16 protein-coding genes are annotated in these 25584 nt (G+C 64.8%); 6 read left to right on the forward strand and 10 right to left on the reverse strand.

Going from position 1 to position 25584, the window contains the following annotated elements; all coding sequences use genetic code 11:
• Positions 1-101 precede the first annotated feature (101 nt).
• A complete protein-coding gene (locus NUH87_RS25775; RefSeq protein ID WP_338523197.1) occupies positions 102-578 on the forward strand; it encodes a (2Fe-2S)-binding protein in 477 nt (158 codons plus the stop codon).
• A gap of 16 nt (positions 579-594) precedes the next feature.
• Positions 595-4179, forward strand: coding sequence for a molybdopterin cofactor-binding domain-containing protein (locus NUH87_RS25780; protein WP_338523198.1), 3585 nt, complete (start codon positions 595-597; stop codon positions 4177-4179).
• A 219-nt stretch (positions 4180-4398) separates the two neighbouring features.
• On the opposite strand, the gene NUH87_RS25785 is transcribed toward NUH87_RS25780, so the two are convergent.
• Both NUH87_RS25785 and NUH87_RS25790 read right to left on the reverse strand, forming a co-directional pair.
• Complete coding sequence (locus NUH87_RS25785; protein ID WP_338523200.1) at positions 4399-5049, reverse strand: TetR/AcrR family transcriptional regulator; 651 nt, start codon at positions 5047-5049, stop codon at positions 4399-4401.
• A gap of 232 nt (positions 5050-5281) precedes the next feature.
• Positions 5282-6334 carry an NAD(P)-dependent alcohol dehydrogenase gene (locus NUH87_RS25790; protein ID WP_338523201.1) on the reverse strand — a complete coding sequence of 351 codons (1053 nt, stop codon included), beginning with the start codon at positions 6332-6334 and terminating at the stop codon, positions 5282-5284.
• A gap of 179 nt (positions 6335-6513) precedes the next feature.
• Between NUH87_RS25790 and NUH87_RS25795 the strand changes: the two genes are divergently transcribed.
• A complete protein-coding gene (locus NUH87_RS25795; protein ID WP_040063003.1) occupies positions 6514-7407 on the forward strand; it encodes an AraC family transcriptional regulator in 894 nt (297 codons plus the stop codon).
• Here NUH87_RS25795 and cobA read toward each other — a convergent pair.
• The 6 genes from cobA to NUH87_RS25825 all read right to left on the reverse strand — a co-directional run bounded on the left by cobA (position 7368) and on the right by NUH87_RS25825 (position 17506).
• Positions 7368-8126 carry a uroporphyrinogen-III C-methyltransferase gene (cobA, locus tag NUH87_RS25800; RefSeq protein ID WP_338523203.1) on the reverse strand — a complete coding sequence of 253 codons (759 nt, stop codon included), beginning with the start codon at positions 8124-8126 and terminating at the stop codon, positions 7368-7370. The genes NUH87_RS25795 and cobA overlap by 40 nt on opposite strands.
• 27 nt (positions 8127-8153) lie before the next feature.
• The gene (locus NUH87_RS25805; RefSeq protein ID WP_338523205.1) at positions 8154-9821 is read right to left on the reverse strand and encodes a bifunctional protein-serine/threonine kinase/phosphatase; all 1668 of its coding nucleotides are present in this window, start codon (positions 9819-9821) and stop codon (positions 8154-8156) included.
• 9 nt (positions 9822-9830) lie between these two features.
• Positions 9831-11042 (reverse strand): nitrate/nitrite transporter, encoded by a 1212-nt coding sequence (locus NUH87_RS25810; RefSeq protein WP_338523206.1) that lies wholly within the window; start codon positions 11040-11042, stop codon positions 9831-9833.
• Between the two features lie 343 nt (positions 11043-11385).
• Positions 11386-11961 (reverse strand): ANTAR domain-containing response regulator, encoded by a 576-nt coding sequence (locus NUH87_RS25815; RefSeq protein ID WP_338523207.1) that lies wholly within the window; start codon positions 11959-11961, stop codon positions 11386-11388.
• 15 nt (positions 11962-11976) lie between these two features.
• Positions 11977-13170, reverse strand: coding sequence for a CmpA/NrtA family ABC transporter substrate-binding protein (locus NUH87_RS25820; protein ID WP_338523208.1), 1194 nt, complete (start codon positions 13168-13170; stop codon positions 11977-11979).
• A 202-nt stretch (positions 13171-13372) separates the two neighbouring features.
• Positions 13373-17506, reverse strand: a complete 4134-nt coding sequence (locus tag NUH87_RS25825; protein WP_338526935.1) for a sulfite reductase subunit alpha — start codon at positions 17504-17506, stop codon at positions 13373-13375.
• 671 nt (positions 17507-18177) lie between these two features.
• Here NUH87_RS25825 and nirB point away from each other — a divergent pair.
• Both nirB and nirD read left to right on the forward strand, forming a co-directional pair.
• On the forward strand, positions 18178-20739 hold the full coding sequence (gene nirB / locus NUH87_RS25830; RefSeq protein WP_338523210.1) for a nitrite reductase large subunit NirB: 2562 nt from the start codon (positions 18178-18180) through the stop codon (positions 20737-20739).
• The gene (gene nirD, locus NUH87_RS25835; protein ID WP_338523212.1) at positions 20739-21107 is read left to right on the forward strand and encodes a nitrite reductase small subunit NirD; all 369 of its coding nucleotides are present in this window, start codon (positions 20739-20741) and stop codon (positions 21105-21107) included. The genes nirB and nirD overlap by 1 nt, the downstream gene beginning before the upstream one ends.
• Before the next feature lie 49 nt (positions 21108-21156).
• Here the strand turns inward: nirD and NUH87_RS25840 are convergent, their stop codons facing one another.
• Both NUH87_RS25840 and NUH87_RS25845 read right to left on the reverse strand, forming a co-directional pair.
• Entirely contained in the window at positions 21157-22488 is a 1332-nt protein-coding gene (locus tag NUH87_RS25840; RefSeq protein WP_338522612.1) for an IS4 family transposase, read from the reverse strand.
• A gap of 118 nt (positions 22489-22606) precedes the next feature.
• On the reverse strand, positions 22607-24271 hold the full coding sequence (locus NUH87_RS25845; protein ID WP_338523213.1) for an electron transfer flavoprotein-ubiquinone oxidoreductase: 1665 nt from the start codon (positions 24269-24271) through the stop codon (positions 22607-22609).
• Positions 24272-24833: 562 nt separating this feature from the next.
• Between NUH87_RS25845 and NUH87_RS25850 the strand changes: the two genes are divergently transcribed.
• Positions 24834-25583: an electron transfer flavoprotein subunit beta/FixA family protein gene (locus NUH87_RS25850; protein WP_338523214.1), complete on the forward strand. Its 750-nt coding sequence runs from the start codon at positions 24834-24836 to the stop codon at positions 25581-25583.
• The last annotated feature ends 1 nt before the right edge of the window (position 25584 follow it).

The raw sequence follows: 25584 nt of genomic DNA on the forward strand, positions 1-25584 counted from the left end.
GTAACCACTTCATAGAAAAAGTGTGTCGTCAGGAGACATCGTCCTCGACCCACGCCTTTTTCATGAAGTAATTACTTCATCAAATGAAGCGGGCGCAATCCATGACGACGCAGGAAATCACCCTGACCCTCGAGGTCAACGGCCAGCGCCATTCGGTCACGGCCATGGCCGATACGCCGCTGTTGCTGGTGCTGCGCAACGACCTGCTGCTCAACGGTCCCAAGTACGGCTGCGGCCTGGGGGAGTGCGGCGCCTGCACGGTGATCGTCGACGGCGTGGCCGCGCGTTCCTGCGTCTTTCCCCTGGCCGGCGCGGCGGATCGGCAGATCGTCACCCTCGAAGGCCTCGGCAGTCGTGAGGCGCCGCACCCGGTGCAACAGGCCTTTATCGACGAGCAGGCCGCCCAGTGCGGCTATTGCCTGAACGGCATGATCATGACCGCCAAGGCCTTGCTCGACCGTAATCCGCACCCCAGCGAAGTGCAGATCCGCCAGGAACTCTCGGCCAATCTCTGTCGCTGCGGCACCCATATCGAAATCCTTCGCGCGGTGCTGCGTGCCGCCCGTCCCTTGCCTTGAACCAGGATCGACGACCATGAGCGACGCCATCCCCACCCGCGATCAATGGCTGGCCAAGACCGGCGTGCTGCTGATCGTCGACGACATCCTGCCGCCCTCGGGGCCGGTGGCCAAGGGCGGCACGCCGGTGGTAAAACCCAAGGAGCTGGGGTTGTTCATCGCGGTCAACGACGATGGTCGGGTCTATGCCTTCAACGGCCACGTGGACCTGGGCACCGGCATTCGCACCTCGCTGGCGCAGATCGTCGCCGAAGAGCTGGATCTGGAGCTGGAGCAGGTGTGCATGGTGCTCGGCGACACCGAGCGCGCGCCGAACCAGGGCGCGACCATTGCAAGCGCCACCTTGCAGATTTCCGCGATTCCCCTGCGCAATGCCGCGGCCGAAGCCCGACGCTTTCTGCTGGAGCGGGCCGCCGCGCGCTGGGCGGTGAGCTCGGAGGCGCTGCGGGTCGAACGCGGTATCGTCAAGGCGGCGGATGGCCGGGCCTTGAGCTACAGCGAACTGGTGATGGGCGAGCATGATGAGTTGCGCATCAGCGGCAACGCGCCGCTCAAGCTGGCGCAAGACTATCGGCTGGTGGGCAAGGGCACGGCGCGGGTGGATATTCCGGGCAAGGCCACCGGCGAGCTGACCTATGTCCATGACATGCGCGTGCCGGACATGCTCCATGGCCGGGTCGTGCGCCCACCCTATGCCGGTTTCGACAGCGGCGATTTTGTCGGCAACAGCCTGCTGGAGGTCGACGAGTCGTCCATCGCGCATATTCCCGGGATCGTCGCGGTGGTGGTGATCCGTGACTTCGTCGGGGTGGTCGCGCTGCGCGAGGAACAGGCGGCGAAGGCCGCTCGGGAACTGCGGGTGCGCTGGAAGGACTGGACGCAGAAGCTGCCGGACCTGAGCAATGTCGAGCAGGCGATTCGCGACAACCCGCGAATCAAGCGCACGGTGCTGGACCAGGGCAACGTGGACGCGGCACTCGCCGGTGCCAGCCAGCGCATGCCGCGCACCTACCTGTGGCCCTATCAGATGCATGCCTCCATCGGCCCGTCCTGCGGCCTGGCGGATTATCGCGAGGAGGGCATCCGGGTCTGGTCCGGCAGCCAGAATCCGCATCTGTTGCGGGCCGACCTGGCCTGGCTGCTGGAGTACCCGGAAGAGCGTATCGAGATCATCCGCATGGAGGCCTCCGGCTGTTATGGCCGCAACTGCGCCGATGATGTCTGCGCCGACGCCTTGTTGCTGTCCCGGGCCGTGGGCAAACCGGTGCGGGTGCAACTGACCCGCGACCAGGAACACGCCTGGGAACCCAAGGGCACGGCGCAGTTGATGGACATCGATGGCGGCCTGAATGCCGACGGTAGCGTGGCCGCCTACGATTTCCAGACCAGCTACCCGTCCAACGGTGCGCCGACCCTGGCCTTGCTGCTGACCGGCCGGGTCGAGCCGGTGGCGGCGATGTTCGAAATGGGCGACCGCACCTCGATCCCGCCCTACGCCTATGAGCACATGCGGGTGAGCATCAACGACATGTCGCCGATTGTCCGGGCCTCGTGGATGCGCGGGGTGTCGGCCTTGCCCAACACCTTTGCCCATGAGTCCTATATCGACGAACTGGCCTTCGCCGCCGGGGTCGATCCGGTGGAATATCGCCTGCGTTACCTGCCGGACCAGCGGGCCGTGGACCTGGTGAAGTCCACCGCCGAACGCGCCGCCTGGACCCCGCGCACCGCGCCGATGCAAACGCCGAGCGAAGATCATCTGCTGCGCGGTCGCGGTTTCGCCTACGCGCGTTATATCCACAGCAAGTTTCCCGGCTTCGGCGCGGCGTGGGCGGCCTGGGTCGCGGATGTGGCGGTGGACCGACAGACCGGCGACGTCTCGGTGACCCGGGTGGTGATCGGCCACGACTCGGGGATGATGATCAACCCCGACGGGGTACGGCACCAGATCCACGGCAACGTGATCCAGTCCACCAGCCGGGTGCTCAAGGAGCGGGTGACCTTCGAGGAGTCGACGGTGACGAGCAAGGAGTGGGGCGGCTATCCGATCCTGACCTTTCCCGAGGTGCCGCCGATCGATGTGCTGATGATGCCGCGCCAGAGCGAACCGCCCATGGGCGCCGGCGAATCGGCCTCGGTGCCGAGCGCGGCGGCGATTGCCAATGCGATCTTCGATGCCACCGGGATTCGTTTTCGCGAACTGCCGATCACCCCGGAGCGGGTGTTGCAGGCGCTCAATGCCGGGACCGCCGGGGACCCGCCGAAGTCGCCGGCGAAGCGTTCGAAATGGTTGTTCGGTTCGTTGTTCGCGGCTTTCGGCGCGCTGCTCGGGATGGCCGCCACGGCTTGGCCCTGGCATGGCGAAATCGCCCCCATCGCGCCGCCGAGTGCCGGGACCTGGTCGGCGGCGACCCTTGAGCGCGGACGCTTGCTGGCGGCGGTCGGCGACTGTGCGGTGTGCCACACGGCACCGGGCGGCGCGACCAATGCCGGCGGGTTGGCGATGGAGACGCCGTTCGGCACGCTTTACAGCAGCAATATCACTCCGGATGTGCGGACCGGCATCGGCAGTTGGTCCTATCCGGCCTTCGAGCGGGCGATGCGCGAGGGTATTGGCCGTGATGGGCGCAATCTGTACCCGGCGTTTCCCTATACGGCGTTTCGCAATATCAACGATGCCGATATGCAGGCGCTGTATGCCTACCTGATGTCCCAGGCGCCGGTCAGCCAGCCGGTCAAGGCCAATGCCATGCGCTTTCCGTTCAACCAGCGGCCGTTGATGGCCAGCTGGAATGCCTTGTTCCTGCGCAAGGGGGAAATCCAGGCGCAGCCGCAGCGTAGCGAGCAATGGAATCGTGGCGCCTATCTGGTCAATGGCCTGGGGCACTGCGCGGCTTGTCATTCGCCGCGCAATCTCCTGGGCGCGGAGAAGGGCGGGGCGGCGTTTCTCGCGGGGGCCATGGTCGATGGCTGGGAGGCTCCGGCGCTGAACGGCTTGTCGAAGGCGCCGACGCCCTGGACCGAGGATCAGCTGTTCACCTACCTCAGCACGGGCTACTCCGAGGCCCACGGCGTGGCGGCGGGGCCGATGGGGCCGGTGGTCACGGAGCTTGCGAAATTACCGAAAGAGGATGTGCGGGCGATGGCGGTGTACCTGGCGTCGCTCAACGGCGCGCAGGCTGAGGCGCAGGTGGTGGAGAAGGCGACCCGGCCGGTGGCGGCGGTGGAGAAGGTTGTGCGGGCGGTGCCGGAGGTGAAGTTGTCGCTGAGTAATGGCCAGCGGTTGTTCGAGGGTTCCTGCCAGGGCTGTCATGCCGACGGGCTGGGGCCGAAGCTGTTCGGGGTCAGTCCGTCACTGGCGACCAACAGCAATGTGCACAGCGATGTGCCGGACAATCTGCTCAAGGTGATCCTGCAGGGCATCCAGAATCCGGCGACCCGGGATCTGGGTTATATGCCGGGGTTCAAGGATAGCCTGTCGGATACCCAGGTGGCGGAGTTGGCGGCGTATCTGCGCAGTCGGTTTGCCGGTGAGGCGGCGCCGTGGCAGGGGTTGGAAAAGGCCGTGGCCCGGGTGCGCGCCAATCCCGGAACCCACTGATCAAATCTGGAAGAAGCAGGGACATTCCTGGCAGATGCAGGGACATTGTGGCGAGCGGGCTTGCCCGCGCTCGGCTGCGAAGCAGCCGCAAAACCGATCACCGCGTTCTGCCTGACATACCTAGGTCGCTGATTTTAGGGGCGCTTCGCACCCCAGCGCGGGCAAGCCCGCTCGCCACAATAAATGTGCTTGTCTTGAGGTCTCTGTGTAACAGGCGACTTAGGGCAGGCGCAGTACGCCGCGCACCACCAGGTCACTGATAAACGCCAGCCAGTCCTGCTGCTGGCGCTTCTCCGCCAGCGGCTCACCGAGGAACGAACTCAGGGTGTGCTGGTTGGAGTTATAGAAATAGCAGAGCGAGGCAATCATCAGGTACACGTGCTTGATGTCCAGGTCCTGGCGAAAGATCCCCTTGGCCTGGCCCGCCTCGATGATTGGGCGCAGCACGCCCACCGCTTCGCCGGAAAGGCGCCGCAATTCGCCCGACTGCTGGGCATGTCGGCCCTTGTGCAGGTTCTCGATGCTCAGGATGGCGACGAATTCGGGGTGCTTGACGTAGTAGTTCCAGACGAAGGCCACCAGCGCCTGCAAGGCCTGCAGCGGCTCCTCCAGGTTCAGCTTGAGCTTGCTTTCGGCTTTGTTGAACTGCTCGTAGATGTGTTCCAGCACGCAGATGAACAGGCGTTCCTTGCTGCCGAAATAGTAATAGAGCATGCGGTCGTTGGAGTCGGCCTCACGGGAAATGCTTTCGACCCGGCCACCGGAATAGCCGTCGCGGGTGAACACCTTCACCGCCGCCTTGAGGATGCGCGCGCGGGTCTGGTCGGCTTGCTGGGCTCTGATGCCGGTCTTCTTGTTCACCGTCGGCATTCCTTCTGAGGGTCGGAAAGGGACGGGAATATAACATGCGGCCGTAGTGCCGACGGTGACATGGATTAAGGGTGATGCCGGTTTTGAGGGCCTCATCGCCGGCAAGCCGGCTCCCACAATGTTGCGTCTGACGCAATTTCTGCGTGCGACGCTGATACTGTGGGAGCCGGCTTGCCGGCGATGGCGTCCGGATGGGCACCGACGCAACCGAAGTCGATTGCGCAGCCTTTTATCAGACCTTGAGGGTCGCCATGTCGATCACGAAGCGGTACTTCACGTCGCCGGCGATCATGCGGCTGTAGGCCTCGTTGATCTGGCGGATGTCGAGCATCTCGATGTCGCAGGTGATGCCGTGCTCGGCGCAGAAATCCAGCACTTCCTGGGTTTCGGCAATGCCGCCGATCAAGGATCCGGCCAGTACCCGGCGCTTGAGCACCAGCTTGGCGGCATGCAGCGCCGGGTCCACCGGTTCGATCAGGCCCACCAGGATGTGCACGCCGTCGAAGGCCAGGGTGTCGAGGTAGGGGTTGAGGTCGTGCTGCACCGGGATGGTGTCCAGCAGGAAGTTGAAGCGACCCGCCGCCGCAGCCATCTGCCCGGCATCGGTGGACACGATCACATGATCGGCGCCCTGGCGACGCGCTTCCTCGGCCTTGCTCGCCGAACGGGTGAACAGGGTGACTTCGGCGCCCATGGCCTTGGCGAACTTGATGCCCATGTGGCCCAGGCCACCCATGCCGAGAATCCCGACCTTGTCGCCCGGCTTGACGCCATAGTGCTTGAGGGGCGAGTAGGTGGTGATGCCGGCGCAGAGAATCGGCGCGGCGCTGGCCAGGTCGAGTTTTTCCGGAATGCGCACGACGAAGTGTTCGCTGACTACGATGCTGTCGGAATAACCGCCCATGGTGTTGCTGCCGTCGACCCGGTCGGGGGTGGCGTAGGTCATGGTCGGGCCTTCGAGGCAGTATTGCTCGAGGTCGGCGTGGCAGGCTTCACAGTGGCGGCAGGAGTCGACCATGCAGCCGACGCCCACCAGGTCGCCGACCTTGTGCCGGGTGACGTTGGCACCCACGGCGGTGACCTTGCCGACGATTTCATGGCCGGGCATCAACGGGTAGACGGCAATGCCCCACTCGTTGCGGGCCTGGTGGATGTCGGAGTGGCAGACGCCGCAGTAGAGAATCTCGATGGCGACATCGTCGGGTCGCGGCGAACGACGCTTGAAAGTCATGGGGGCGAGGGGCGTGGTAGGCGATTGGGCGGCGTAACCGATGGCGGTGTACATGAGGAACCTCGCAAAGCTGTGACGGTTGAGGCGAGCCATTCTCGGCGTCGAGCGCGGGTACGGCCATGGCGATTCCTCCGCGTATCTTGCCTATTCCTCCGGTATCGCGTTTTCGCCATTCGCCTGTGTCCCCGGACCTGCGAAGATGTTCCCATCCCTTTTTCCGTGAAGTTTTTGCCATGCTGTTGACCCGTCATCTGGACGCCAATGCCCCCCTGGTTGCGCTGATCGAACCCCTGGCCACTCGCGACGGCTTCGTGCCGACCTTGTTGCCGGGCGTGCAGGTGTTGCGGGTCGGTTGTGACGTGGCCCGTGGTCCGCAGATCTATGAGCCCAGCCTGATGATCATCGTCCAGGGCAGCAAGCTGGCCTACCTGGGTGTGCGGACCCTGGAATATGGCGCCGGACACTATCTGATCCAGGCGCTGGCGGTGCCTTTCGAGTGCGAGACCTTTGCCGGCGGCGACGGCGCGCCCCTGCTGGGGATTTCGGTCGCAATCGACCGGGGGATGCTCGGTGAACTGGTGTTGGCCATGGGCATCAACCATGACAGCCCGGCGGCGGCCCAGACGCCGGAGTCCATGGCCTCGGTGGTGCTGGACGACACGATGCGCGGCTGTGTCGAGCGTTTGCTGCGTTGCCTGCAGGATCCGCTGGAGTGCCGGGTCATGGGGGAGGCGCGGGTGCGTGAGTTGTTGTTCGCCGCCTTGCGCGGGCCGCAGTCGGAAGTGCTGCGCGCGCTGGTGGAGCAGCAGGGACATTTTTCCCGGATCGCGGCGTCCCTGGGCCATCTGCATGCCCATTACACCGAGCCGTTGAACGTCGAGACCCTGGCCAGTTGCGCGAACATGAGCCTGTCGACCTTCCACGAGCATTTCAAGCGCGTCACCCTGCTGTCGCCGGTGCAATACCTCAAGCGCCTGCGCCTGCTCAAGGCGCAGCAGTTGTTGCTGGCCGACGGCCTGGGCGTGGCCCAGGTCGCGCATCGGGTGGGGTACCAGAGTTCCTCGCAGTTCAGCCGCGAGTACAAGCGCTACTTCGAACGCAGCCCCGGGGACGAACGGGCGGCTTGAACGCTGCTCGAGGCGCTGGCCGCCACCTCGCCGATCACCAGGATCGCCGGGCTTTTCAGTTCGAAGGCCAGGGCATCTTCGTGCATGTTCGCCAGGTCGCTGCGGCATTCACGTTGCTGCGGCAGCGAGGCGTTCTCGATCAGCGCCACGGGGGTGCTGGCGGCGAGCCCGGCGGTAATCAGGTTGCTGCGGATTTCCGCCAGCTTGGCGACCCCCATGTAGACCACCAGGGTCGTGCCGCTTTGCGCCAGGGCGGTCCAGTCCAGCGGGCTGTCGTCCTGGGTGTGGGCGGTGACGAAGCTCACGCCACGGGCCACGCCGCGCAAGGTCAACGGGATGCCGAAGTGGGTGGCGCCGGCCAGGCCGGCGGTGATGCCGTTGACCACTTCGACCTCGATCCCGCGGGCCTGCAGCCAGTCGGCTTCTTCGCTGGCGCGACCGAAGATGCACGGATCGCCGCCCTTGAGGCGAACCACGCATTTGCCCTGGCGGGCATAGCGCAGCATCAGCCGATGGATGAACGCCTGCGGTGTGGAGCGGCAGCCGCCGCGCTTGCCCACGGCGATCACCCGGGCTTCGGGGCAGTGTTCGAGCACGGCGCGATTGACCAGATCATCGACCATCACCACCTGGGCACCGTGCAGCACGCGCGCCGCCTTCAGGGTCAAGAGTTCCGGGTCACCGGGGCCCGCGCCAACCAACCAGACTTTGCCATGCATGTTCATTTCTCCAGAGGGGCGTTCGCTTCAGCCGTGCAGCCGCCAGGCCAGCAGGACCAGGTTCAGTAAAAGGGAGCCCAGCGCCAGGGCGCGCCAGACTTTGACCGGCTCGCGTTCCAGCAAGGGCCGGGGGCGCGGTGGCGGCAGGTGCTCGGCCTGTTGCAGGGCCAGCAGCCATTCCTCGGCGGTTTCGTAGCGCTGCGCCGGGTCGCTGGCCAGGGCCTTGTCGAGGCTGTGTTCGAGCCAGTCGGGCAGGTCCGGACGATACCGGCTGGCCGGCACCGGCGAGCCGAACCGTGGACGCTGGAAGGCTTCGATTTCGCCATAGGGGTAGTGCCCGGTCAGCAGGTAATACAGGCTGACGCCGACGCCATACAGGTCTTGCGCCGGACTCGGTGGTACACCGTTGTAGGCCTCCGGGGCGATGTAGCTGGGGGTGCCCGGCAGTTCGCCGTCGCGCTGGCGGGTCAGCCCGGGGCAGTAGGCCAGGCCGAAGTCCAGCACCCGCAGTTCGCCGTCGTTCCCCAGCAGCAGGTTTTCCGGCTTGATGTCGCGGTGCAGGATGTTGCGCCGGTGCATCAGGCCCACGGCCCGCAGCAGTCGCGACGCCAACTCCAGCCATTGGTTGAGTCCGAGGTTGCCGTGGGCGTTGAAGTGTTCGGCCAGGGTGGTCCCCGGGTATTCGCGCATCAGGTAATACAGGTGCCGGCGCTGGTCGGCGGGGTGCACTTCGGGGAAGTGGCGGCCCGCCATGCGTCGCAGGAACCATTCCTCCAGCAGCAGGCTCTGGGCCGCTGCCGTGTCGTCCTGTCGTTGGGTTGGCAGGGTTTTTAACAGCCAGGCTTGTTGCTGGGCGTCGTGGACCCGGTACAGCAGTGACTGGCGACTCTGTTTCAACAGGCCCTCGACCTGCCAGCCTTCGAACAGTTGTCCCGGCTTCAGTGACGGCGGCAGCGGCCATTGGTCGGCCTGTCCGAGCAGATCGTCGAGGTCGGTATCGGCCAGTTCGTCGACGCGCACCAGCACGGCACTGGCATTGTCCTGGCTGCCGGACTGGTGCGCGGCCTCGACCAGGGCCTGGGTGGCGTCTTCCAGCGGCAGGTCACGCTGCAGGATGCCGGTGATCGAGGCGTCGCTGAGGGTTGCCCAGACACCGTCGCTGAGAATCAGGAACTGTTCGTCCTGGCGCAACTCGCCTTCCAGGTAGTCGACCACCAGGTGCTGTTCCAGGCCCAGGGCCCGTTTCAGCACATGTTGCATGCCGGCCTGGCCCCAGACGTGATCCTCGCTGATGCGCTGCAACTGCCCGGCAAACCAGCGATACACCCGGCAGTCGCCGATATGCGCGAGGGTGAATGAACGCCCGCGCAGCACCAGCGCACTGAGGGTGGTCAGCAGCGGCGACTGGCCGCCATTGGCATGCAGCCAGCGATTCTGCGCCAGCAGCAGTCGGTCCAGCGCTTGCGACACGCCCCAGGTCGGCGGGGTGGCGTAGTAATCCAGCGCCAGGGCCTGCAAGGTCGAGCGCGCGGCCAGGCCGCCGTCGGCGCAGTGGCTGACACCGTCGGCCAGGGCGAATAGGTAACCCTTGCTGGCGGCCAGGGCGGGCACCGGGATGACCAGGCGCGTCGCGTCCTGGTTCTGCTCCCGGGGGCCGCTGGCGCTGGCCTCGGCATAGCTGAGTTGCAGGCCCATGAGCTTGGCTCAGACCCGGGCGGCGGAGAAGGCCGCCGAACCCCAGGTGGTTCTCCAGCGGCGCTTGACTCCGTACAGGCCGAACCAGGCGATCAGCCCGAGGCTGGCGAACAACCACAGGGCGAGCTGGTAGTCACCGGTACTCTGCTTGATCGCCCCCAGGCCCGCCGTGAGGAGGAAGCCGCCGATACCACCGGCCATGCCGACCAGACCGGTCATCACGCCGATTTCCTTGGCAAAGCGCTGCGGCACCAGTTGGAACACCGCGCCGTTGCCCGCGCCGAGGCCGAGCATGGCGCTGACGAACAGCGCCAGGGCCGCCACCGAGCTGGACAGGTGGAAGCCCACCGCGCCGATGCACAGGGTGGCAATGGTGTAGGTGCCGAGCAGGGCGCGAATACCGCCGAAACGATCCGCCAGGGCGCCACCCAATGGGCGCATCAGGCTGCCGGCGAACACGCAGGCCGCAGTGTAGTAGCCGGCGGTTTGCGGGTTGAGGCCGTACTGGTCGTGGAAGTAACCGGGCAGGGCGCTGGCCAGGCCGATGAAGCCGCCGAAGGTGACGCTGTAGAAGAACATGAACCACCAGCTGTCACGGTCGCCCAGGGCGTTCAGGTAGTCGGCCATGGATTTGGCCTTGGCGCGGTTGGGGGCGTTGCGGGCCAGCAGGCTGAACAGCACCAGGGTCAACACCAAGGGGATCAGGGCCAGGCCGAACACGTTGCTCCAGCCGAACGCGGCGGCCAGCAGCGGCGCCGCCAGCGCGGCGATCACGGTGCCGGAGTTGCCGGCCCCGGCGATGCCCATGGCCTTGCCCTGGTGCTGCGGCGGATACCATTGCGAGGCCAGGGGCAAGGCCACGGCGAAAGAGGCCCCGGCCATGCCGAGGAACACCCCCAGCAGCAGCGTTTGTTCATAGCTGTGGATACCCAGCTTCCAGGCCACCAGCAGGGCCGTGATGACAATCACCTGGCCGATGATGCCGGCGGTTTTCGGTGACAGGCGGTCGGCGAGCATGCCCATGATGAAGCGCAGGAAGGCCCCGGCCAGGATCGGCGTGGCGACCATGAAGCCGCGCTGTTGGGTGGTCAGTTGCAGGTCGGTGGCGATCTGCACCGCCAGCGGCCCGAGCAGGTACCAGACCATGAAGCTCAGGTCGAAATACAAGAACGCGGCGAACAGGGTCGGTGTATGGCCGGCTTTCCAGAAACTGTTGTGCATCTAACACCTCATCTGCCAAGGGGTTCGACGAAGGCCTGGGGCTTGTGGACGGGGGGATTTCACCGGCCGCCTGTGCCCTGTTGCCGACGCCAGAAACAAAAAAACGCCGCATCCCTGCTCGTTTTCACGAAGGGAAATGCGACGTCTTTGTCGGGGTGGGGCAGCCGCCGTTGGCTACCGGGTATTACCTGAGCACTATGTGTGCCAGTTCTTGTTCCGGGGCCGTGCGGCGCTCAAGTTCGGCCTTTCGAGAGCATTGCCCGCCGGTGGAGGGCAGGGAGGGGGAGGTTCGTGCCCCACAACGCAGCCCCTGGCCGATACCGTGCTGCGTTGCGGTGCGCAATCACTCGAGCAGTTCGCTCATGGCGATCACCTGTTCGGCGACCTGGATCAGCTTCTGCTGCTTGCTCATGGCCTGGCGGCGCATCAGGGTGTGGGCGGCTTCCTCGTCGCAGCCCTTCATTTTCATCAGCAGTCCCTTGGCCATCTCGATGCGCTTGCGTTCGGCGATCTGCTGCTCGCGGGCTTGCAACTGCGCGCGCAGTTGCTGATCGCTTTCGAAGCGGGCCATGGCCACTTCCATGATCGGCTGCAAGCGCTGGGACTGGATGCCTTCGACGATGTAGGCACTGACCCCGGCCTTGATCGCCTGGCGCATCACGGTGGGGTCGTGCTCGTCGGTGAACATGACGATGGGGCGGGGTTGATTGCGGCTCAGCAGCACCACCTGCTCCAGCACGTCACGGCTGGGGGAGTCGGTGTCGATCAGCAGCACATCCGGGCGCACGGCCTCGACCCGCGCGGGCAGGTCGATGGTCAGGCCGGATTCGTCAATCACCTCGAAACCCGCTTCGCTCAAGGCCGTGCGCAGGCGCCCGAGCTTCTTCGAGGTATCGTTGATCAGCAGGATTTTCAGCATGGCGGCCAGCTCCCGTCAGTTGTCATTGAGGGCATGCAGGGCAAAGCCACGGGCGTAGGTCTCCGGGTCGGAACCGTCCCAACGCTTGCCATCGAGCAGTTGGCTGCTGCGCATCGGGGTGTTGGGCACGCAGATGTCCAGGGCGCTCGCGGCGCGGCTGTACAGCTCCAGTTGCTGGACCTGGCGCGCCACGCCCAGGTAGTCCGGCGCTTCGCGCAGCAGGCCCCAGCGGCGGAACTGGGTCATGAACCACATGCCGTCGGAGAGGTACGGGTAGTTGGCCTTGCCCCGGCCGTGGAAGCTCAGGGCATGGGGGTCTTGCCAGTGCCGGCCGAGACCGTCGTCGTAGCGGCCCAGCAGACGCGGCTCGATGCTCGCAAGGGGGGCATCGAGGTAGTCGCGTCCGCTCATCAATTGTGCGGTGCTGCGGCGGTTTTCCTGGCTTTCTTCGATAAACCGGCTGGCCTCCAGGATCGCCATCACCAGGGCCTGCGCGGTGTTGGGGTATTCTTCGACGAACGCGCGGGTGCAGGCCAGGACCTTTTCCGGATGGTCTGGCCAGATCGCCTGGCTGGTGGCCAGGGTAAAGCCCTGGCCCTGCTCGACGGCATGGGCGGCCCAGGGCTCGCCGACACAGAAACCGTCGATGCGCCCGGCTTGCAGGTGTTCGAGCATCTGCGGTGGCGGCACCACCACGCTGTTGACGTCCTCCAGTGGGTGGATCCCCTGGCTGGCCAGCCAGTAATACAACCACATGGCATGGGTGCCGGTGGGGTAGGTCTGGGCGAAGGTCAGTTTGGCCTGGCCTGGCCGGGCGCGTTGCCGCAGGGCCGCGCCGCTGGTCACGCCGCTGTCCTTGAGCGGCTGCGAGAGGTTGATGCTCTGGCCGTTCTGGTTCAGGCCCATCAGCACCGCCATGTCGGTGGCCGGAGTGCCGCTGATGCCCAGTTGGATGGCGTAGATCATCCCGTACAGGCCATGGGCGGCGTCCAGTTCGCCGCTGACCAGCTTGTCGCTCAGGCCGGCCCAGGAGTTCTGCCGCTGCAGGTTCAGTGTCAGGCCATAGGGCTGGGCGAAGCCCTGGGTGGCCGCCACCACCAGCGAGGCGCTGTCGCTCAAGGGCATGTAGCCGAGGTTGAGGATGTGCTTTTCCGGGGCATCGCTGCCTGCGACCCAGGCCAGTGGGGATCTTGCCAAATCGTTGTTCATGCGGTGATTCCTGAAGCTGTAGGGCTGGCGCCTGTCACTAGGCGGAGCAAGAGTTATGCCGATACCCGTCGGTCAGGCCAAACACGGTCCCTTGTAGGAGCTGGCTTGCCAGCGATGAGGCCCGTGAGCCTTGCATCGCCTCATCGGCCGCTATCGCCAGCAAGCCGGCTCCTACAGTTACGCGGTGTGTTGAATATCCCGGTCAATAGACATCACGCAGATAGCGCCGGTCCTTGCTCATGGCGCTGACATACAGCGCCGCGGCGCCGCCGCTCATCCGTCCGTGGACCTGGACGATTTTCTTCAGCGCGGCGTCGACGTCCTTGGCCATGCGGCTGGCATCGCCGCAGACATACACACAGGCACCTTGCTCCAGCCATTTCCAGAGCTGTGCACCGGCTTCGAGCATGCGCTGTTGTACGTAGATCTTTTCAGTCTGGTCACGGGAGAAGGCGGTGTCCAGGCGACTCAGATGACCGCTGCGCAGCCAGGCATCGAGCTCCTCGCGGTAGTAGAAATCACTGGCGGCGCGTTGCTCGCCGAAGAACAACCAGTTCTTGCCGTCGGCGCCCTGGGCCTGGCGTTCCTGCAGGAAGGCGCGAAACGGTGCGATGCCGGTGCCGGGGCCGATCATGATCAGCGGCGTGCGCGGGTCCTGCGGGATCCGGAAGTGCGTGGTGCGCTGGATAAACAGGCGGGCACCGCTGCTGGCGGCACGGTCGGCGAGAAAGGTCGAGCAGACCCCGCCACGGATCTGCTCGCCGTGCCGGTAGCGCACGGTGGAAACCGTCAGGTGCACCTGTCCCGGGGTGACTTTCGCACTGGAGGAGATCGAGTACAGCCGTGGCTGCAAGGGCTTGAGCAGGCTGATCAACTGATTGGCGCCGAGGCTGATGGGGAACTCCCGCAGCAGATCCAGCAGTTGCCGGCCCCAGAGCCAGTCCTTGAGCCGGGCCTGGTTGGCTTCCTCCTGCAACTCGTCCAGCCAGGGGCTGGCGCAGAGTCCGCAGACCCGACGGAGGATTTCCGGGGTGATGCGGGTGATGTCCAGGTGGTCGAGCAAGGCCTCGCGTAGCGTCATCGGCGTCTTGTCCTTGAGGGTGACCACGGCGGCGCCGTCCAGCTCCAGCAGGCCCAGTAGTTGTTCGACCGACTCCGGGCAGTTGCTCGGCCAGACGCCGAGGGCGTCGCCGGCCTGGTAGGGGAAATCCTGGTCGCCGAGGTCGAACACCAGATGGCGGGTTTCCTTTTCCGCGCCGGGGGCATTGAGCACCTGATTGTGCAGGAGGCGGGCACGCAACGGGTGATGGCGGCTGTAGGGGCTGCCGATGTCGGCCGGGGCGGCTGGTGTCGCGGGCGCCACCTCGGCGACTGGCGCGAGCGCAGCGGGGGGCGCGGACGCGCCGCTGAGTGCCGCGCAGAGTGTGGTGAGCCAAGGTTCGACGGCTTGCTGGGTGTCCTGCTCGCACTCCAGGCGGGGCAGCAGGCGTTCGGCGCCGAGTTCACTCAGGCGCTCGTCGAGCTTGCGACCGAAGCCGCAGAACTGATCGTAGTTGGCGTCGCCCAGGGCCAGCACGCTGTAGCGGCTTTGCGCCAGGGCCTGGTCCTGGGCACCTTGCAGGGCCTGCCAGAAATTCGCGGCATTGTCCGGCGGGTCGCCGTCGCCAAAGGTGCTGGTGACCAGCAATACGCTGCTGGCGCCACGCAGGTCGTCAAGGCCGGCCTCGTCCATGGCGCGCAGGCGGGTCCGTTGGCCGGCGGCGTCCAGGCGCTTGGCACAGGCCTGGGCCAGTTCTTCGCTGTTGCCGGTTTGCGAGGCCCAGAGCACCAGCCATTCGGGGCGGGTCGCTTGAACCGTGGCGGCGGTCTGCGGCTCCGGCGCCGTGCCCGCCGTACGGGAAAACAACCCGGCGAGCAGGCCATCCAGCAGCAGACGCTTGTCGGCGCCGAAGGGCGCGCTGGCGGGGAGGGTGGGCACCCCGGGGGCCTTGGCCTCGGCGCTGCGCAGGCCCAGCAGGTAGCCCTGCATGTACAGGCGTTCGTCGGCGGCCAGGCTCAGCTCGGCCGGGGTATCGAGGTTGAGCAGGCGGGCGAAGGCGTTGAGCTGCATGGGAGAAAAGCCCTCCGGGGCAACAGTCGAGGCGCCGGCCAGCGCGAGTTCGGGGACCAGGCGGGTGGGTTCCGGGGGCAGGGCCAGCAGGTTCACCGCACAGAATTTGAACGCCGGCTGCAGCGACAGCGGGTCGATGGCGTCGCTGGTGACGGCGTTGATGGCCAGGTCGTCGCCGAACACATCGTTCCAGTGAAAGGGCGCAAAACAGTTGCCCGGCCGGACCCGGTCGGTGATCACCGCCGGCAGGACCGCACGGCCCCGCCGCGAGCGGATCTGCACCGGGTCGCGCTCCTTGATGCCCAGGCGCGTGGCGTCGCCGGGATGGATCTCGACGAAAGGGCCGGGGTTGAGTTTGTTCAGGGTCGGCACCTTGCCGGTCTTCGTCAGGGTGTGCCATTGGTGCTGCACCCGCCCGGTGTTGAGCACCAGGGGGAATTCCTCGTCGGGCATTTCCGCCGGCATCAGGTGCGGCCGGGCGAAGAACTGCGCCTTGCCGCTTTCAGTCGGGAAGGCGATCGCCGGTTGCCGGCCGTCCTGGTCGTGTTTCAGCGCCTGGCTGAGGCCGTCGTTGAGGTAGCGGATCGGATTGCGCGTGGCCCCCTGCGCCTCGGCGCAGGGCCATTGCAGCGGTTGTTCGCGCAGCCGGGCATAGCTGGCGCCGCGCAGGTCGTAGCCGGTCTTGGGGTTCCAGGCCTGCTTGATCTCCTCGAACACCGCCTCGGCGCTGTCATAGGTAAAGGCCTCGGCGTAGCCCATTTCGCAGGCCACGCGGGCGATGATCTGCCAGTCGGGGAGGGTCTCGCCCGGTGGCTGGACGGCCTGCTGCATCAGGGTGAGGTTGCGTTCGGAGTTGATCATCACCCCTTGCGCCTCGGCCCACAGGGCGCCGGGCAGGAGGATATCGGCGTAGCGGTTGGTCTCGGTATCCAGGTAGGCGTCCTGGCTGATCACCAGTTCGGCGGCTTGCAGCGCCTCGATGACGTTCTGCCGGTTGGGCACGCTGGCCACCGGGTTGGTGCAGATAATCCAGCAGGCCTTGATGCTGCCGGCGCGCATGGCCTCGAACATGGCCACCGTGCCCTCGCCGGCTTCGGCCCGCAGGCTGCCGGGGGCGATCTGCCACAGGTCTTCGATAAAGGCGCGATCGTCGGGCACCAGCGCCGAGCGCTGGCCCGGCAGGCCGGGGCCCATGTAGCCCATCTCGCGACCGCCCATGGCGTTGGGCTGGCCGGTCAGGGAGAACGGCCCGCTGCCGGGACGGCAGAGGGTGCCGGTGGCCAGGTGCAGGTTGCACAGGGCGTTGGTGTGCCAGGTGCCCTGGACGCTCTGGTTGAGGCCCATGGTCCAGCAGCTCATCCAGTTGGCGGCCTGGCCGATCCACTGCGCGGCCTGGAGCAGGTCGGCCTCGGCCAGGCCGGTCAGCTCGGCCACTCGCGCCGGGGTGTAGTCTTCGAGGAAGTCGGGCATCACCTCCCAGCCTTCGGTGAAGGCGGCGATGAAGTCGCGGTCGCTGTGGCCGTTTTTCACCAGCAGGTGCAGCAGGCCGTTGAGCAGGGCGAGGTCGGTGCCCGGCTTGATCTGCAGGAACAGGTCGGCCTTGTCGGCGGTGCCGGTGCGCCGGGGATCGACGACGATCAGCTTGGCCCCGGCCTTGACCCGATCCAGCAGGCGCAGGAACAGGATCGGGTGACAGTCGGCCATGTTCGCGCCGATGACCAGGAACAGCTCGCTGTGCTCGAAGTCCTCATAGGAGCCCGGTGGGCCGTCGGCCCCCAGCGACAGTTTGTAGCCGCTGCCGGCACTGGCCATGCACAGGCGTGAGTTGGATTCGATGTGGCGGCTGCGGATAAAACCCTTGGTCAGTTTGTTGGCCAGGTACTGCGCTTCCAGGGACATCTGCCCGGACACGTAGAGCGCCACGGCGTCCGCGCCATGGGTGTCGATGATGGCCCGCAGGCGGCTGGCGGTGGCGCTGATGGCCTGGTCGATGCCGACCCGTGCGGGGTCACGGTCGCGTTGCGAGCGCAGGAAAGCGTGTTCCATGCGCCCGGAATCGGCCACCGCCTGGCCGCAGGTGCTGCCCTTGGTGCACAGGCGGCCGAAGTTGCTCGGGTGTTGCTTGTCGCCCGAGACCTTGACGATCAGGTTGTTCTCGACCTGCATGACGATGCCGCAGCCCACACCGCAATAAGGGCAGACGCTGCGCACGGTTTTGCTGGGCATCTGGGTATCGGTCATGGGGCGTCCTCGGGGGTTGAAAACCGGCTCCGGCGGAAACGAAAAAAGCGCCTGCTGCTCCACGTTTTTCAACGGGAGCGGCACGGCGCCTTTGTCGTGACTGTTGCCTGGAGAGTGAAATACACGGCCATCGACGTTGATGGCCTATGCAGGCATGTAGCAATGCGCGCGCCAACTGTCGCGAGGGTGGCCGGCGAAGCGGGGCGGACAAGGCCGGCGGCGCCCTGGCGTGGGTTGAAGCCGGAACGCTGGCGCAGTTCCTGGAGATGAAAACCGGCGTCGCGATGGGGCGGGGTGGGCGTTATTGCACTGTTTTGGCGCTTTTGTGTGGGCTGTCTGCCGCCTTGCAGCGCTGCCGTCAGATCAAGGAAATCTGCAGCAGAGGGCTTCAAATAGGCATTGGGCAAGCCGCTGAAAACTCGTCGGTGTCGATGTGGCACAAGCGATGCATAGCCTCTTGCACCTCACCGCGATGGCGCGAGTGGGACGCCCCGTCGATCAACGGCGATCGTTTGGCCTCAACCGGCCCGGGTGAACATGACTGCGTCGGGCCCACGGGCCGGCAGCACGAACAGGCAAAGGCGCCTGGAACCTTTTGGTTCCGGGCGCTTTTTTTTGCCTTCGAAAAACCGGATTGGCTTTGACGGATGCTTCCTATGAACAGCTATTCAGCGACCTCCGATACCTTGCAAACGCTGGTGGTGATCGGCAACGGCATGGTGGGCCATCACTGCGTCGAGCAATTGGTCGAGCGCGGCGCCCTGGCGCACTACCAGATTCATGTGTTCAGCGAAGAGCCGCAGCGCGCCTACGATCGCGTGCATCTGTCCGAATACTTCAGTGGCCGCGACGCGCAGGCCCTGGCCCTCGGCGATATCGCGCTGTACCAGACCCCCGGTGTCACCCTGCACCTGGGCCGCGCGGTGCTGGAGATCGACCGCGTCCGCCGCGAGGTGGTCAGTGACGCCGGTCGCCTGGCCTACGACAAGCTGGTGCTGGCGACCGGCTCCTTCCCCTTCGTCCCGCCGATCGAAGGCGCCGAGGGCGACTCGCGGTTGGTCTATCGGACCCTGGGCGATCTTGACCGCATCCGCGACGCGGCGAAAAATGCCCGGCGTGGCGTGGTGGTCGGCGGCGGCCTGTTGGGTCTGGAAGCGGCCAATGCCCTGAAGTCCCTGGGGCTGGAAGCGCATGTGGTGGAGTTCGCGCCACGGCTGATGCCGGTGCAACTGGATGAGCAGGGCGGCCAGGCGCTCAAGGACCGGATCGAGGCGCTGGGCGTCAGTGTGCACCTGTCCCGCGGCACCCAGTCGATCAGCGCCGGCAGTGAGTACCGCTACCGGATGAACTTCGCCGGCGAGGATTTCCTCGAGACCGACCTGATTGTGTTTTCCGCCGGTATCCGTCCACAGGATGCCCTGGCCAGGCAGTCCGGCCTGGAGCTCGGTCCGCGTGGCGGGGTGGCGATCGACAGCCAGTGCGCCAGCAGCGACCCGCACATCTACGCCATCGGCGAGTGCGCGGCGTGGAACGGCGGGATCTTCGGCCTGGTCTCCCCGGGCTACCAGATGGCTCGCGCGGTCGCCACGCAACTCTGTGGCGAAGACAGCGAACCCTTCATGGGCGCGGACATGTCGACCAAGCTCAAGTTGCTGGGGGTCGATGTCGGCTCCATTGGCGATGCCCACGGGGCCACGCCGGGGGCGCGCAGCTACCGCTTTATCGACGAATCCAGCGCCAGCTACCGGCGCCTGGTGGTGTCCGCCGACGGCAAGCGCGCCCTGGGCGCGGTGCTGGTGGGCGACAACAGCTATTACGACACCCTGCTGCAGTACGTCAGCAACGGCATCGACCTGCCTGCCGATCCGGCCGGTCTGATCCTTCCGCTGGGCGAGGCGGCACCGGCCCTGGGCGTGGATGCGCTGCCCGCGACCGCCACCGTGTGTTCCTGCCATAACGTCAGCAAGGGCGCGATCTGCTCGGCCATCGATGGCGGTTGCAGCGAACTCTCCGAGCTCAAGGCCTGCACCCGCGCGGCCACGGGTTGCGGGGGTTGTGCCGCGCTGCTCAAGCAGGTGTTCGAACACGAGTTGAGCGCCCGCGGCGTCACCGTGGACAAGAGCCTGTGCGAGCATTTCGCCCATACCCGCCAGGAGCTTTACGCCATTGTCCGGGTCGAGCGCATCGAGTCCTTCGACGCGCTGCTGGCCCGCCACGGCAAGGGACATGTCGGCTGCGATATCTGCAAGCCGGCCGTGGGCTCGATCCTCGCTTCGTGCTGGAACCAGCCGATCATGGACCCGGCGCTGGTGCCGCTGCAGGACACCAACGACACCTTCATGGCCAACATGCAGAAGAACGGCACCTATTCGATCATTCCGCGCATCGCCGGCGGCGAGATCACCCCGGACAAACTGATTGCCCTGGGCGCGGTGGCGAAGAAATACGAGCTCTACACCAAGATCACCGGCGGTCAGCGTATCGACCTGTTCGGCGCCCAGTTGCACCAGTTGCCGCAGATCTGGAGCGAACTGGTGGACGCCGGCTTTGAAACCGGCCACGGCTACGGCAAGTCGCTGCGCACGGTGAAATCCTGCGTCGGCAGCACCTGGTGCCGTTATGGCGTGCAGGACAGCGTCGGCATGGCCCTGGTCCTGGAGAACCGCTACAAGGGCGTGCGGGCGCCGCACAAGTTCAAGCTCGCGGTCTCCGGCTGCACCCGCGAATGCGCCGAGGCGCAGAGCAAGGACATCGGCGTGATCGCCACCGACAAGGGCTGGAACCTGTACGTCGCCGGCAACGGCGGCATGCGTCCGCGGCACGCCGAGCTGTTCGCCACCGACCTCGACGACGCCACCCTGATCCGCTACATCGACCGCTTCCTGATGTTCTACATCCGCACCGCCGACCGTCTGCAGCGCACCTCGGTGTGGCGCGAAAGCCTGGAAGGCGGCCTGGACTATCTCAAGGCGGTGATCATCGACGACAGCCTCGGCCTGGCCGCTGAGCTGGAGGCGCAGATGCAACTGCTGATCGACCGCTACCAGTGCGAATGGGCCAACGCCTTGCAGGACCCGGAGAAGCTCAAGCGCTTCCGGACCTTCGTCAATGATGCCGGCGGCGATCCCGCCATCCGTTTCGTCGAGGAGCGTGGCCAGCGTCGTCCGGCCCGCGCCGGCGAACTTCACCTGATCCCTGTCGCCGAGGAGTTGAACTGATGAACACCATGACCCTGGAACGTACCCGGAATGCCGTCGAATGGAAAACCCTGTGCCAGCGCACCGACCTGGTGGCTGACTCCGGTGTGGTGGCCTGGCTCGACGGCGCCCAGGTGGCGCTGTTCCACCTGCCGCTCAGCGGTGGCGAACAGGTCTTTGCCATCGATAACCGCGACCCGAAGTCGGGGGCCAATGTCATCGGTCGCGGCATCGTCGGTACGCTGAAGGGCGAGCTGGTGATCGCCTCGCCCTTGTACAAGCAGCACTTCCGCCTGGCGGATGGAGTCTGTATCGAGTACCCGGAACAGCGCCTGCGGGTCTGGCCGGTGCGCCTGAACGGCGATCGGGTGGAGGTGGGCCTCGATTGAGGCCGGCTTTCCCCGAGTAACAAGAAAGGCCCCCGAAGGGTAATGCCAGTCAGTTAAGCTGACTGGCATTTTTATTTTTGATCGGATACTTCGGGGATTTCAGCCTGATAGCTCGCGGATAAACCCGCTCTTCCCGGCGATGCGGCAGTACATAGTGCGGGGCCGAGGCATGCAATTCGGCGAGGTATTTGGGGATGTTCCCTGAGCGATCCGCAGAAACGCCATTGATAAAACCCAGGATCGCCCAAGTACACGCGGTGAAGCTTAGCTCGCACGGATGGATGCCCGGACAATGGCGGCTCATTTCCACCATCTGATAACGCAACAGGTTGTAGCCCAGCAACACGCCCCACAACTCTTGCTCGATCATCTCGGGCGTCTTGCTACGCAACGTGTAGCTGCTGTTGAGCAGTGTCTGTTTCATTTCCCTGAATCCTAATTCGATTTCCCAGCGATGGCTGTATAGGTCGACGATTTCATCGGATGGGAAACGCAGCGGATCGACCATCGACGTCAAAATCTGACAGACCTTGCCCTTTACGGTCTTGCTTAGGAGCCTTGCGGTTAGGCGCTCTGGCAAGCCTGGCCACTGCTTGCGGGCCTGCGGCGAAGTGCTGAGCGAGACCACCGCATCCTGACGCCCCAAGCGCTGAATCACTTCGTACTGCGCACCTTTACGCAGCGGCATCAGCCAATGCCGCTCAGTGCCGACCTGCTGCCATTGGTGCAGCAACCCCAAGGAGTAGAAACCGCGATCAAACAGCGTCAGCGAGTGATCTGGCGTGGTGTCGATCAGTTGCTCTGCCAGTTTCATTTCGTTACTGCGATAGCCATCAAAAGCACTGCCGATCAGCAAATGGCTGGTCAACTCCATTTGGCAAACCATGCGCACCTGAGGAAAACCGGTATCGCCATGCTGGTTGCTGGCGGAGTCGTAACGCGCACGGTTTTCGGGTGTATCGGGCGTTCGCCAGACGACACCGTCGACCCCCAGTAAACGCAATCCGGCCCAGGTCGGATGGCCGGCCGCTTCATGCCAGCTTTTCTGCGTCAGATCGAAGACTTGTCGTACGGCCTCGCTACCCAATCGTTGACGGGCCTGGACTACGGCGCTGGGTGCGACCAGTGGGCGTTGCCCGGGCAGCATGATGTTCATGCGACTGACCACATCCCACGCCGACATGCGCCGGAAGAACGCCATGGAGATGACGCACCAGAGCATCATTTCCAAGGGCAGACGCCGCTTGCGAAGGGTGGCTACGCCGGCCTGTTCCAACGCTTGCTCGACCAGAGAGGGATCAAGCAACGAGTCCAATCCCTCAATGGAATTGGGAGTCGAGACGAAGTTGTGGGTTAGTTCCAGTGCCCGAGCCAGACGCATAAAAAAATCCGATGCCTATTCAGGCATCGGATTTTGATTTCTTGCGGCCAAAGGTCAAGCGACGAGGCTTAACTGATCGGCATTACCCCGAAGGGGCCTTTTTTGTTCAGCTTGAGACTTACATATTCGGGTAAGTCGGTCCGCCAGCGCCTTCCGGAGTCACCCAGGTGATGTTCTGCGCAGGGTCCTTGATGTCACAGGTCTTGCAGTGCACGCAGTTCTGGGCGTTGATCTGGAAACGCTTCACGCCGTCTTCCTGGGTGATCACCTCATACACACCCGCCGGGCAGTAACGCTGCGCCGGTTCGTCGTAGAGCGGCAGGTTCTTGCCGATCGGGATGCTCGCGTCGGCCAGTTTCAGGTGGCAGGGCTGCTCTTCTTCATGGTTGGTGCCGGAGATGAACACCGAGCTGAGCTTGTCGAAGCTGAGCTTGCCGTCCGGTTTCGGGTAGTCGATCTTCTGGCTGTCGGCCGCCAGCTTCAGGCAGGCGTAGTCCGGCTTGGTGTCGTGTAGGGTGAACGGCAGCTTGCCGCCGAACAGGTTCTGGTCGACCCAGTTGAAGCCGCCGCCGACGATGGCGCCGTACTTGTGGATCGCCGCGCCGAAGTTGCGGCTGGCGAACAGTTCCTCGTACAACCAGCTGGCCTTGAACGACTCGACGTAGGTGTTCAGTTCGTCACCGCCTTCGGCACCGGCCAGGAGTTTCGCGGCCACGGCTTCGGCGGCCAGCATGCCGGACTTCATCGCGGTGTGGCTGCCCTTGATCTTGGCGAAGTTCAGGGTGCCCAGGTCGCAGCCGATCAGTGCGCCGCCCTTGAAGACCATCTTCGGCAGCGAGTTCAGGCCGCCCTTGCAGATGGCGCGGGCGCCGTAGCTGATGCGCTTGCCGCCTTCCAGGTATTGCTTGAGCACCGGGTGGTGCTTGAGGCGCTGGAACTCGTCGAACGGCGACAGGTAGGTATTGCTGTAGGACAGGTCGACGATCAGGCCGACCACCACCTGGTTGTTTTCCAGGTGATAGAGGAAGGAACCACCGGTGTTCTCGGTGCCCATGATGTCCAGCGGCCAACCGGCGGTGTGCACCACCAGGCCGGGCTGGTGCTTGGCCGGATCGACTTCCCAGATTTCCTTCAGGCCGATGCCGTAGTGCTGGGCATCGGCGTCGCTGTCGAGGTTGAAGCGCTTGATCAGTTGCTTGCCGATATGACCACGGCAGCCTTCGGCGAACAGCGTGTACTTGCCGCGCAGTTCCATGCCGGGGGTGTAGAGGCCTTCTTTCGGGTGGCCTTCACGGTCGACACCGAGGTCGCCGGTGATGATCCCGCGGACCACGCCGTTCTCGTCGAACAGGGCTTCCTGGGCGGCGAAGCCGGGGTAGATTTCCACGCCCAGGTTCTCGGCCTGCTGGGCCAGCCAGCGGCACAGGTTGCCCAGGGAGATGATGTAGTTGCCTTCGTTGTGCATGGTCTTGGGCACGAAGAAGTCCGGGACCCGGGTCGAGGCCTCGGGGCTGCGCAGGACATAGATGTCGTCGCGCTTGACGGGAGTGTTCAGCGGCGCGCCGAGCTCCTTCCAGTCCGGGAACAGCTCGTTCAGGGCCCGTGGCTCGAACACCGCGCCGGAAAGGATGTGGGCACCGACTTCGGAGCCTTTCTCCACGACGCAGACGCTGATCTCCTGACCCGCTTCGGCCGCTTTCTGTTTCAGCCGGCAAGCGGCGGACAGGCCTGCGGGGCCGGCACCGACGATGACCACGTCGAATTCCATGTATTCGCGTTCCACGGACTCTCTCCTACTCAAGGCTCTACAGTTTTTTTCTAATTGGAGTTTGCTGTTCCGCTCCAGTATTCCTGCACCACGTCGGGAGGAGGATCACGGATGAGACATCTTTCTCTCTTGGCGGCGCATTATATCTACACCACTACCAGCGTCCAATACAAACGTTTGTTTGAAATCGCTGCAGGCTAGATAAATCAAAGAAGCGCGGCTTATGACTGGCCATTTTGCCGTATTGACCAGAATGGGCGTTCCGGTCAAGATACGGTCGGTTTCGCGCTCGCCGTAGGCTGAATCGAGGATTCAGGAGCCCCTCTAAAGACAGGGCGAAGGCAGGGGGAAGTGCAGCTGCATACCGTTCTGGCACGAGTCTACACGCCTTGACGGTTCATGACTGCCCAGTCACGTCCGACGGACGGTAGCGGGTGGTCGGCGGCGGTGGTTTCGCTTCATGTGCCGACGTTTTTGGAGGTGCCCTTGTGCTTCTTATGGAGTCGTGCGCCGATGAGCATCAACCGCCAGGCGGGTCCTGGCGATTTCCTTTTCACCGGAGAGTAACGAGGAATCCATGAAGGTTCTTGTAGCTGTCAAACGCGTTGTCGATTACAACGTCAAGGTTCGCGTCAAGGCGGACAATTCCGGCGTCGACCTCGCCAACGTCAAGATGTCGATGAACCCGTTCTGCGAAATCGCAGTGGAAGAAGCGGTACGTCTGAAGGAAAAAGGCGTGGCGACTGAAATCGTCGTCGTCTCCGTCGGCCCGTCCACTGCTCAGGAGCAACTGCGCACCGCGCTGGCCCTGGGTGCCGACCGTGCCATCCTCGTGGAATCGGCTGAAGAGCTGACCTCCCTGGCCGTGGCCAAGCTGCTCAAGGCCGTGGTCGACAAGGAACAGCCACAGCTGGTGATCCTCGGCAAACAGGCCATCGACAGCGACAACAACCAGACCGGCCAGATGCTGGCGGCCCTGAGCGGTTACGCCCAAGGCACCTTCGCCTCGAAAGTCGAAGTGGCCGGCGACAAGGTTGCCGTGACCCGCGAAATCGACGGCGGCCTGCAGACCGTGTCGCTGAGCCTGCCGGCCATCGTCACCACCGACCTGCGTTTGAACGAGCCGCGTTATGCGTCCCTGCCGAACATCATGAAAGCCAAGAAGAAGCCGCTTGAAACGCTGACTCCGGATGCTTTGGGCGTTTCCACCGCCTCCACCAACAAGACCCTGAAAGTCGAAGCGCCGGCTGCTCGCAGCGCGGGTATCAAGGTCAAGTCGGTTGCAGAACTGGTCGAGAAACTGAAAAACGAAGCGAAGGTAATCTGAT

The sequence above is a fragment of the Pseudomonas batumici genome, from assembly GCF_036585405.1.
GTDB lineage: Bacteria > Pseudomonadota > Gammaproteobacteria > Pseudomonadales > Pseudomonadaceae > Aquipseudomonas > Aquipseudomonas batumici.